This window comes from Cupriavidus sp. WS (assembly GCF_000395345.1).
Taxonomy (GTDB): Bacteria; Pseudomonadota; Gammaproteobacteria; order Burkholderiales; family Burkholderiaceae; genus Cupriavidus; species Cupriavidus basilensis_B.
Window position 1 is genome coordinate 1 of record NZ_AQPL01000349.1, and the last position, 11,003, is coordinate 11,003.

Annotated in this window: 10 protein-coding genes; all 10 read left to right on the top strand. The window is 68.2% G+C overall.

Translation table 11 applies throughout. From position 1 onward, the window contains the following. Positions 1-245: DUF4115 domain-containing protein (locus K206_RS39290; RefSeq protein WP_043367102.1), on the top strand; the 245-nt coding region annotated here is incomplete at its 5' end. A 61-nt stretch (positions 246-306) separates the two neighbouring features. Next, entirely contained in the window at positions 307-1,599 is a 1,293-nt protein-coding gene (gene ispG, locus K206_RS0125895; protein ID WP_020205286.1) for a flavodoxin-dependent (E)-4-hydroxy-3-methylbut-2-enyl-diphosphate synthase, read from the top strand. Positions 1,600-1,750: 151 nt separating this feature from the next. Continuing rightward, positions 1,751-3,037, top strand: a complete 1,287-nt coding sequence (hisS, locus tag K206_RS0125900; RefSeq protein ID WP_231401682.1) for a histidine--tRNA ligase — start codon at positions 1,751-1,753, stop codon at positions 3,035-3,037. Between the two features lie 74 nt (positions 3,038-3,111). Beyond that, positions 3,112-3,744 carry a tetratricopeptide repeat protein gene (locus tag K206_RS0125905; protein ID WP_020205288.1) on the top strand — a complete coding sequence of 211 codons (633 nt, stop codon included), beginning with the start codon at positions 3,112-3,114 and terminating at the stop codon, positions 3,742-3,744. A 97-nt stretch (positions 3,745-3,841) separates the two neighbouring features. Continuing rightward, a complete protein-coding gene (gene bamB, locus K206_RS0125910) occupies positions 3,842-5,020 on the top strand; it encodes an outer membrane protein assembly factor BamB (RefSeq protein ID WP_020205289.1) in 1,179 nt (392 codons plus the stop codon). 224 nt (positions 5,021-5,244) lie between these two features. Then, positions 5,245-6,588, top strand: coding sequence for a ribosome biogenesis GTPase Der (der, locus tag K206_RS0125915; protein WP_029044100.1), 1,344 nt, complete (start codon positions 5,245-5,247; stop codon positions 6,586-6,588). Positions 6,589-6,797: 209 nt separating this feature from the next. Next, positions 6,798-7,037 (top strand): RNA chaperone Hfq, encoded by a 240-nt coding sequence (gene hfq / locus K206_RS0125920; protein WP_017229727.1) that lies wholly within the window; start codon positions 6,798-6,800, stop codon positions 7,035-7,037. 300 nt (positions 7,038-7,337) lie between these two features. Beyond that, complete coding sequence (gene hflX / locus K206_RS0125925; protein WP_020205291.1) at positions 7,338-8,630, top strand: GTPase HflX; 1,293 nt, start codon at positions 7,338-7,340, stop codon at positions 8,628-8,630. Between the two features lie 104 nt (positions 8,631-8,734). Continuing rightward, entirely contained in the window at positions 8,735-10,093 is a 1,359-nt protein-coding gene (hflK, locus tag K206_RS0125930) for an FtsH protease activity modulator HflK (RefSeq protein WP_029044101.1), read from the top strand. Positions 10,094-10,104: 11 nt separating this feature from the next. Beyond that, positions 10,105-11,003, top strand: an 899-nt coding sequence (gene hflC, locus K206_RS0125935; protein WP_020205293.1) for a protease modulator HflC, incomplete at its 3' end; no start/stop codon positions are given.

Consider the following 11,003-nt stretch of genomic DNA (forward strand, 5'->3'; position numbering starts at 1 on the left):
CGGGCGGCGGCGAGCTGCGCATCCGCTTCGCCGCCGAGACCTGGTATGAGATCCGCGACCGCAGCGGTAAGGTCGTCCTCGGCGGCACCGCGCGCGCCGGCGAGGACCTGAGCGGCGGCGGCACGCCTCCCTACAAGGTCGTGATCGGCAACGTGAAGGGTGTCGAATCGCTGACCCGCAACGGCACGCCGGTCGATCTGGCGGCCTCGAACCGTAACAACGTGGCGCGCCTGACGCTGCCCTGAATGCCGTTTCTCCCGGCCCCGCGCAAGACGCGGGGCCAGGCAAGATGAAGGTGGTAATGCTATGAATCAACAGGACTCCATGCCGGTACTGCCCGGCCCGCTACCCCGCCGCAAGACGCGCCAGGCGCGCGTGGTGTGGGGCGACAACGTGGTCACCATCGGCGGCGGCGCGCCCGTGCGCGTGCAGTCGATGACCAACACCGACACGGTGGACGCCATCGGCACCGCGATCCAGATCAAGGAACTGGCGCGCGCCGGCTCCGAGATCGTGCGCATCACGGTCAACACGCCCGAGGCCGCGGCCGCGGTGCCCGCCGTGCGCGAGCAGCTCGACCGCATGGGCGTCGACGTGCCGCTGGTGGGCGACTTCCACTACAACGGCCACAAGCTGCTGCAGGACTATCCCGAGTGCGCCGCGGCGCTGTCGAAGTACCGCATCAATCCCGGCAACGTGGGGCAGGGCGCCAAGCGCGACACGCAGTTCGCGCAGATGATCGAGATGGCCATCCGCTACGGCAAGCCGGTGCGCATCGGCGTGAACTGGGGCAGCCTGGACCAGTCGCTGCTGGCGCGCGTCATGGACGAGAACGCGCAGCGCGCGCGGCCGTGGCCGGCGCAGAACGTGATGGTCGAGGCGCTGATCACCTCGGCCATCGAGTCGGCGAAGAAGGCCGAGGAGATCGGCCTGTCGGGCGACCAGATCATCCTGTCGTGCAAGGTCTCGCAGGTGCAGGAGCTGATCGCGGTGTACCGCGAGCTGGCCAGGCGCTGCGACTACGCGCTGCACCTGGGCCTGACCGAGGCCGGCATGGGCAGCAAGGGCATCGTCGCCTCCACCGCGGCGCTGTCGGTGCTGCTGCAGGAAGGCATCGGCGACACCATCCGCATCTCGCTGACGCCGGAACCGGGCGCGCCGCGCGAGAAGGAAGTCTACGTGGGGCAGGAAATCCTGCAGACGATGGGCCTGCGCAACTTCACCCCGATGGTGATCGCGTGCCCGGGTTGCGGGCGCACCACCAGCACGACGTTCCAGGAACTGGCGGCCAGCATCCAGGGCTACCTGCGCGAGCAGATGCCGGTGTGGAAGACCGAATACCCCGGCGTGGAAGAAATGGACGTGGCCGTGATGGGCTGCATCGTGAACGGCCCGGGCGAAAGCAAGCACGCCAACATCGGCATCTCGCTGCCGGGCTCGGGCGAATCGCCGGCGGCGCCGGTGTTCGTCGACGGCGTCAAGGTCAAGACCTTGCGCGGCGAGCGCATCGCCGAGGAGTTCCAGGCGATCGTCGACGACTACGTGCGCACCCACTATGGCAGCAACGCCGGGCGCGCAGGCAATGAGGTGGCGGCCTGATCCGTTGCGGACAGGGCGACACAGGGAAAGACAACAGAAGATGAATCAACCCGTGAATCCGGCGGCCGGCGAAGGCCGGGCTGACAACAAAGCCGACAGCAAGGCCGATAACAAGGCCAAGGCCGCCAAGGCCCTGCAGGGCGTCAAGGGCATGAACGACATGCTGCCCGCCGACGCGCCGCTGTGGGAGCATTTCGAGAACGCCGCGCGCGCCATGCTGCGCGCCTACGGCTACCAGCAGGTCCGCACGCCGATCGTCGAGCACACGCAACTGTTCGTGCGCGGCATCGGCGAAGTGACCGACATCGTCGAGAAGGAAATGTATTCCTTCACCGATTCGCTCAACGGCGAGCAGCTCACGCTGCGCCCCGAAGGCACGGCCGCCGCGGTGCGCGCCACCATCGAGCACAACCTGCTGTACGACGGCCCCAAGCGCCTGTGGTACACCGGCCCGATGTTCCGCCACGAGCGCCCGCAGCGCGGCCGCTACCGCCAGTTCCACCAGTTGGGCGCCGAGGCGCTCGGCTTCGCCGGCCCGGACGTGGACGCCGAGATCATCCTGATGTGCCAGCGCCTGTGGGACGACCTGGGCCTGGTCGGGGTGCGGCTGGAGCTGAACTCGCTGGGCCAGGCGCATGAGCGCGCCGCCCACCGCGAGGAGCTGATCAAGTACCTGGAAGGCTTCCAGGACATCCTCGACGAGGACAGCAAGCGCCGCCTCTACACCAACCCGCTGCGCGTGCTCGACACCAAGAACCCGGCGCTGCAGGAGATGGCGGCCAACGCGCCCAAGCTGATCGACTTCCTGGGCGAGGAGTCGCTGGCCCACTTCGAGGGCGTGCAGCGCTTGCTCAAGGCCAACAACATCCCGTTCAAGATCAACCCGCGCCTGGTGCGCGGGCTGGACTACTACAACCTGACCGTGTTCGAGTGGATCACCGACAAGCTCGGCGCGCAGGGCACCATCGCCGGCGGTGGGCGCTACGACCCGCTGATCGCGCAGATGGGCGGCAAGCCGGCGCCGGCCTGCGGCTGGGCGATGGGCATCGAGCGCATCATCGAGCTGATCCGCGAGGAAGGCCTGGTGCCCGAGGCCGAGGGCTGCGACGTCTACCTGGTGCACCAGGGCGAGGCGGCCGCCGAGCAGGCCATGATCGCCGCCGAGCGCCTGCGCGACGCCGGTCTCGACGTGCTGCTGCACGCCACGCCGGACGGCAAGAGCGGCAGCTTCAAGTCGCAGATGAAGCGTGCCGATGCCAGCGGCGCGGCCTATGCCGTTATCATTGGCGACGACGAAGTGGCGGCCGGCACGGCCCAGGTCAAGGATCTGCGCCAGGGCGCGCAGGGTGGACCGGGAGACGCCGGCGCGCAGATCACGGTGCCGGCGCAGGCGCTGGTCGACCACATCATCGACGCGATGGTGGGCGCGAGCGAGTAGGGCCGCCGGACAGCACGACCAGGGGCCGCGGCGCGGCCCCGCTCATACCAACACACGCGGGTGGATCCCTCGACATGGCTTACGATCTAGAAGAACAGGAACAGCTTGAGAGCCTCAAGGCCTGGTGGCGCCAGTACGGCAATGCCGTGACGTGGGTGCTGATCGCCGGCCTGCTGGCCTTTGCCGCCTGGAGCGGCTGGAATTACTGGCAGCGCAAGCAGTCGGGCGAGGCCGCGCTGCTGTACGAGCAGGTCATCAAGGCCGCCGAAGGCCGCGACGCGGAGCGCGTCAAGCGCGCCGCCGGCGACCTCGAGCAGAAGTTCGGCAAGACCGCCTACGGCCCGATGTCCGCGCTGATGGCGGCCAAGGTGCTGTACGATGCGGGCGACCTGGCCGGCGCCAAGACCCAGCTGCAGTGGGCGATCGACCACGGCGACAGCGAATATGCCCACCTCGCGCGCGTGCGCCTGGCCGGCGTGCTGCTCGACGAAAAGGCCTACGACCAGGGCCTGGCGCTGCTCAAGGACGAGCCGCCGGCATCGTTCGCGGCCTTGTATGCCGACCGCCGCGGCGACCTGCTGGCCGCGCAGGACAAGCGCGCCGACGCGCGCACGGCGTACCGGCTGGCGCTCGACAAGCTCAGTGCCAACGACGCGGCCATGCGCCAGATCATCCAGTTCAAGCTCGACGCGCTGGGCACCGCCTGAGGGCGGCGCTTTCCGGCGCGCCGGCGCGCGGACTCGCCGCCCGGGGGCGGGCGGGTCCGCGGTTTTGCGTTTCAACCCAATTCAGGATCGGAACCCCATGACGTCATCGTTTCCCGGCACGGCCAAGAACCAGCAACACGGCAATTTCGTCCGCGCCCTGGTGGTGGCCGCCGCTTGTGCCGCCACCCTTGGCGGCTGCTCGCTGTTCAGCAAGAGTGACAAGCGCACGCCGGTCGATCTCAAGCCGATCACCCAGACCCTGTCGGTGCGCCAGGCCTGGCGCGCCAGCGTCGGCAAGAGCGGCCCGTACACGCTGCAGCCGGCCGTGGCCGGCGGCACGGTCTACGCGTCCTCCAACGGCGGCAAGGTGATGGCCTTCGACGGCACCACCGGCCGCACGCTGTGGGAGGCCCGCACCGACATCGACCTCACCAGCGGCCCCGGCAGCGACGGCTCGGTGACGGCGGTGGCGGGCGAGAAGGGCGCCGTGTTCGCCTTCGACAACAGCGGCAAGCAGATCTGGAAGAAGCAGGTCAACGGCGAGGTCCTGTCCGCGCCGCTGGTCGGCAACGGCCTGGTGGTGGTGCGCACCACCGACACCCGCGTGCTGGGCCTGGACGCGCAGACCGGCGAGCGCCGCTGGATCTACCAGCGCTCGCAGACGCCGCTGAACCTGCGCGCGGCGATGGGTATGACGTTCGCCGGCGACGGCATCGTGATGGGCTTCCCGGGCGGCAAGCTCGGCGTGCTGGCGCCGGGCAACGGCGTGCTGCGCTGGGAAAGCACGGTGTCCTACCCGAAGGGCGTGTCCGAGATCGAGCGCCTGAACGACGTCACCGGCCAGCCGGCGGTCAACGGCCGCCAGGTCTGCGCCACCACCTTCCAGGGCCGCGTGGCATGCCTGGAACTGGCCAACGGCCAGCCCCAGTGGGGCAAGGATTTCTCGTCGCCGACCGGCCCGACGCAGGACGACACCTCGCTGTACGCCAGCGACGAGCGCTCGGTCGTGCATGCGTTCGACCGCCAGAACGGCAACGAGCGCTGGAAGAACGACCAGTTGCTGTACCGCCGCCTGGGCGCGCCGCTGGCGCTGGGCCGCTCGGTGGTGATGGGCGACTATGAAGGCTACGTGCATTTTCTTTCGCGCGAGGACGGCCAGTTCCTGGCCCGCCTGAAGACCGACGGCAGCGAGATCACCGCCGCGCCGGTGGTGGCGGGCGCGTCGATGGTGGTGCAGACGCGCGACGGCAACCTCTACGGCTTCGTGCCGGACTGAGGCGCCGCGACGATGAGGGCGCGCCCGTGCACCTGTCGGCACGGGCCGCGCCGATCCGGTAGCATGATCCGGCGGATCGTGCAGGTGAACGAGGCCGGGTGGCAAGGCCAGCCCGGTTGCCCGACAGGAAACGTGGCCAGGCGCGCGGCGCCCGGCCGTCGGACCCACATCACTCCGGAGTTCCTGGGGGGCGGCATCTGCCGGCCCCCATTTCCGTTTATTGCATGAAACCAGTTATCGCTCTGGTCGGCCGTCCCAATGTGGGCAAGTCGACGCTATTCAACCGCATGACCCGCTCGCGCGACGCCCTCGTCGCCGACCTGCCGGGGCTCACGCGCGACCGCCACTACGGCGAGGGCCGCATCGGCGAGCGCCCGTTCATCGCCATCGACACCGGCGGCTTCGAGCCGGTGGCCAAGGACGGCATCGTCGCCGAGATGGCAAAGCAGACCCGCCAGGCGGTGGTCGAGGCCGACGTGGTGATCTTCCTCGTCGACGGCCGCCTCGGGCTGGCGCCGCAGGACCGCGTGATCGCGGACTACCTGCGCAAGACCGGGCGCCGCGTCATGCTGGCCGTGAACAAGGCCGAGGGCATGAAGTACACCACCGTGGCGGCGGAGTTCTACGAGCTCGGCATGGGCGACCCCTATGCCATCTCCTCCACGCATGGCGACGGCGTGCGCGAGCTGGTCGACGAGGCGCTGGAGCTGGCGGTCAAGGAGCGCCCGGAGCTGGCCGAGGAAGACGAGCACGCGCAGCGCGGCGTCAAGATCGCCATCGTGGGCCGCCCCAACGTGGGCAAGTCCACGCTGGTCAACACGCTGATCGGCGAGGAGCGCGTGATCGCGTTCGACATGCCCGGCACCACGCGCGACGCCATCTACGTGGAGTTCGAGCGCGGCGGCAAGCCCTACACGCTGATCGACACCGCCGGCCTGCGCAAGCGCGGCAAGGTGTTCGAGGCGATCGAGAAATTCTCGGTGGTCAAGACGCTGCAGTCCATCGCCGACGCCAACGTGGTGGTGCTGCTGCTCGACGCCCAGCAGGACGTTTCCGAGCAGGACGCGCACATCGCCGGCTTCATCGTGGAATCGGGCCGCGCGCTGGTGGTCGGCGTGAACAAGTGGGACGGCCTCGACGGCCATGCGCGCGACCGCATCAAGCACGACCTGGAGCGCAAGCTGCAGTTCCTCGACTTCGCCAACTTCCACTTCGTGTCGGCGCGCGAGCGCACCGGCATCGGCGCGCTGCTGCGCTCGGTGGACGAGGCCTACGCCGCGGCGATGGTCAAGCTGCCGACGCCGCAGCTCACGCGGATCCTGCAGGAAGCGGTGGAGTTCCAGCAGCCGCGCCGCGTCGGCGCGACCCGCCCCAAGCTGCGCTACGCGCACCAGGGTGGCTCCAATCCGCCGATCATCGTGGTGCACGGCAATTCATTGTCGGGCATCGCGGACAGCTACCGGCGCTATCTCGAAAATCGCTTCCGCACGGCCTTCAAGCTCAAGGGCACGCCGCTGCGCATCGAATTTCGCACGAACAAAAACCCGTATGCGGACTCGAAGGATTGAGTCGGGCAGCGGGGCAGCCTGGCGGGCAAGTTTCGTTTGCGTTCGTTTGGAACTGAGGCTAAATTCTCGGTAGCGGGGGGTTCCCCGCGAGACGATGCTGGCTTGGTACCGTTTTTGATCTTTTTTTGGCGCGGTTTGCGCCGCTCGACTTGAATCGGGGATGAACGTCCCCATCATCCATCACTAAATCTATAATTTTGGAGTGTGCCATGAGCAACAAAGGGCAATTGCTACAAGACCCGTTCCTGAACGCGCTGCGCAAAGAGCACGTGCCGGTTTCAATCTACCTCGTCAATGGCATCAAGCTGCAAGGCAATATCGAGTCGTTCGACCAGTACGTCGTCCTGTTGCGCAACACCGTGACGCAGATGGTTTACAAGCATGCGATTTCCACCGTCGTGCCCGCGCGCGCCGTGAATTTCCGCGTGGACGATACGGCCGAGGGCTGATCCTTTACCGTTATTCCCATGTTCATGGCTGGCCCGCCGCCATTGCGGCAAGGCCACCGCGAACCGGTGCCGCGCCGGGGCCTGAAATCCCGGCGCGACGCCAGCAACGACACCGGCCATCCGGTCGCACCGCGGGCATGCATATGGTTATGCCGCGCACGATGCCTTCCCTGGTGCATGCCGCCGCGGACCATCTCCGCCGCCGCGCGCCAACCGGGACAGGGCCCTTGCCTCGCGGCACCCGCCACGCCCCCGGCCGGTTTCCATCGTTTTCCTTTTCGCGTTTCGCGATCCTCCCGTTTGCAATCTAGAGCTACCTCCAATTCCGAGTCCTCCCGCGCCATCCTCGTCGGCGTCGATTTCGGCAAGCACGACTTCCAGGAAAGCCTGAGCGAGCTGGCGCTGCTGACGTCCACCGCCGGTTCGACGCCGGTGCACATGCTGACCGGCCGGCGCTCGCGCCCGGACCCGGCGCTGTTCATCGGCTCGGGCAAGGCGGAGGAACTCAAGGAGGCCGCCGACGCGCTCGACGCGGACGTGGTGGTGTTCAACCACACGCTGAGCCCGGCCCAGCAGCGCAACCTCGAGCGTTTCCTCAAGCGCCACGTGATCGACCGCACCGGCCTGATCCTGGACATCTTCGGCCAGCGCGCGCAGAGCCACGTCGGCAAGGTGCAGGTCGAGCTGGCCCAGGTCCAGTACCAGGCCTCGCGGCTGGTCCGCGCATGGAGCCACCTGGAGCGGCAGAAGGGCGGGATCGGCATGCGCGGCGGCCCGGGCGAGCGCCAGCTCGAGCTCGACCGCCGCCTGCTGGACGAGCGCGCCAAGCGCCTGAAGTCGGACCTGTCCCGGCTGCAGCGCCAGCACAGCACCCAGCGCCGCGCGCGGGCGCGCAACGACACGCTGAGCATCTCGCTGGTCGGCTATACCAACGCCGGCAAGTCGACGCTGTTCAACGCGCTGACCAAGGCGCGCGCCTACGCCGCCGACCAGCTGTTCGCCACGCTCGACACCACCTCGCGCCGGCTCTACCTGGAAGGCCTGGGCAACGTGGTGCTGTCCGACACGGTCGGTTTCATCCGCGACCTGCCCACGCAACTGGTGGCCGCGTTCCGCGCCACGCTGGAGGAAACCGTGCACGCCGATTTGCTGCTGCACGTGGTGGACGCCTCCAGCCCGGTGCGCCACGAGCAGGTCGAGCAGGTCAACCGCGTGCTGGCCGAAATCAATGCCGACGACATCCCGCAGATCGTCGTGATGAACAAGATCGACGCCGCGCCGGAGCTGCTGGAACAGGGCCCGCGCGTGGAGCGCAACGAAGACGGCGTGCCGGTGCGCGTGTTCGTCAGCGCGCGCGACGGCATCGGCCTGGACGCGCTGCGCGAGGCGGTGGTGGAAGCGGCGCGCTGGCTGGCCGAGCGGCCGGCCGGGCCGGCGCCGCTCGACCCGCGCTTCGCCGACGGGCACGGTCGCGTGGACGATGCCCACGACGACACCACGGACGATGACCGGGGTGTCGGCGGAGACGATGGCCAGGACGGCGGCCAGGACGGTGGCGATGACGCCGCTCCGGAAGAACCCGACACGCTGTAAGCCGGTTCGGCGGAAATCGGTGCCAGATTGCCCCAAATAGGCAAATGTGGCGTCGATGACTGTTAGAATCCCTCTGTTCCAACTATCCCGGACCCGTGCACTTCATGCCCCAGTTTCCCCGGAATCCTGAATCGAGTCATGCCTTCGGCGGCGCCCCGTCGCGGTCGGCGTGGCAGCGTTTGCGCGCGATCCTGTCGTTGAACGATCCACGTTGGGGTCGGGGCGATGATGAAGACAAGGATAAGGACAAGGACAACAACCGCCAGCAGCAGCAGCGGCCGCCCCAGGACGGCCCGCCCGACCTGGACGAGCTGTGGCGCGACTTCAACCGCCGCCTGAACGGCCTGCTCGGCCGCAAGGACAACGGTGGCGGCGGCAACCAGGGTTTTGGCGGCGGCGCGCGCACGCCGGGCAAGGGCTCGGGCGTGGGCGCTGGCGTGGTGGTGATCGCCGCCATCGGCATCTGGCTGGCTAGCGGCTTCTTCATGGTGCAGGAAGGCCAGACCGCGGTGATCCTGCAGTTCGGCAAGTTCAAGTACACCACCGGCCCCGGCATCAACTGGCGCCTGCCGTACCCGATCCAGTCGGCCGAGATCGTCAACCTGTCGAGCGTGCGTTCGGTGGAAGTGGGCCGCTCGACCTCGATCAAGGACAGCAACCTGAAGGACGCGTCGATGCTGACGCAGGACGAGAACATCATCGACGTCCGCTTCACGGTGCAGTACGACATCCAGGACGCCCAGGAATTCCTGTTCTACAACAAGACCGACCGCGGCGGCGACGAAGAGCTGGTGACGCAGGCCGCCGAGACCTCGGTGCGCGAGATCGTCGGCCGCAACAAGATGGATGCGGTGCTGTACGAGAACCGCGAGCAGATCGCGCAGAACCTCGCCAAGTCGATCCAGTCCATCCTCTCGGCCTACAAGACCGGCATCCGCGTGATCTCGGTCAACGTGCAGAGCGTGCAGCCGCCCGAGCAGGTGCAGGCCGCCTTCGACGACGTCAACAAGGCCAGCCAGGACCGCGAGCGCGCCATCAGCGAAGGCCAGGCCTACGCTAACGACGTGATCCCGCGCGCCAAGGGCACCGCCGCGCGCCTGAACGAGGAGGCGCTGGCCTACAAGTCGCGCGTGGTCAACCAGGCCGAGGGCGACGCCGCGCGCTTCCAGCAGGTCCAGGCGCAATATGCCAAGGCGCCGCAGGTCACGCGCGACCGCCTCTACATTGAAACCATGCAGCAGATCTATACGAATTCGACCAAGGTGCTGGTGGACTCGCGCCAGGGCAACAATCTCCTCTACCTGCCGCTGGACAAGCTGATGTCGCAGGCGCAGTCCGGCACGCCGGCCGCCGGCGCCGCGCAGGCGCCCGCCGCCGGCAGCGCTCCCGCGCCGGCGCCCGACGCCGGCGGCGACAACCGGTCGCGCGAGCTGCTGCGCAACCGTGACCGCGATTCGCGCTGAGGAGCCCTGACATGAACCGACTGATTTCGATTGTCATCGGCCTCTTCATCGTGCTGGCGATTGGCTCCTCGATGGTGTACGTGGTGGACCAGCGCCAGTACGCGGTGGTGTTCGCCTTCGGCGAGATCAAGCAGGTGGTGCGCGAGCCCGGCCTGCACTTCAAGCTGCCGCCGCCGCTGCAGAACGTGGTCTTCATGGACCGCCGCCTGCTGACCATCGACGTGGCCGCGTCCGAGCGCTTCCTGACCGCCGAGAAGAAGAGCATGGTGGTGGACTGGTTCGTCAAGTGGCGCATCACCGATCCGCGCAAGTTCTTCGTCGCCTTCAACGGCAACATCCGCAGCGCGCAGGACCGCATGACCCAGCGCATCGATTCCGTCGCCCGCGAGGAATTCGGCAAGCGCACGGTGGCCGACGTGGTCGCCGGCGAGCGCGACAAGGTCATGCAGAACATCCGCTCGGCGATGGCCGACTACGCGCAGTCGGTCGGCGTGGAGATCATCGACGTGCGCCTCAAGCGCGTGGACCTGCTGCCCGCGATCAGCGAATCGGTGTACCGCCGCATGGAGGCCGAGCGCAAGCGCGTGGCCAACGAGCTGCGCTCCACCGGCGCGGCCGAGGGCGAGAAGATCCGCGCCGACGCCGACCGCCAGCGCGAGGTGGTGCTGGCCGAGGCCTACCGCGACGCGCAGAAGATCAAGGGCGACGGCGATGCCCAGGCTTCGCAGATCTACGCCGACGCGTTCGGCCGCGATCCGCAGTTCGCGCAGTTCTGGCGCAGCATGGAGGCCTACCGCAATACCTTCCGCGACAAGCGCGACGTGCTGGTGCTGGAGCCCAACTCGGACTTCTTCCGCTACATGCGCTCGCCGAATGGCGCGCCGGCCCCGGCGCCGGCGCCCGCGGCGGG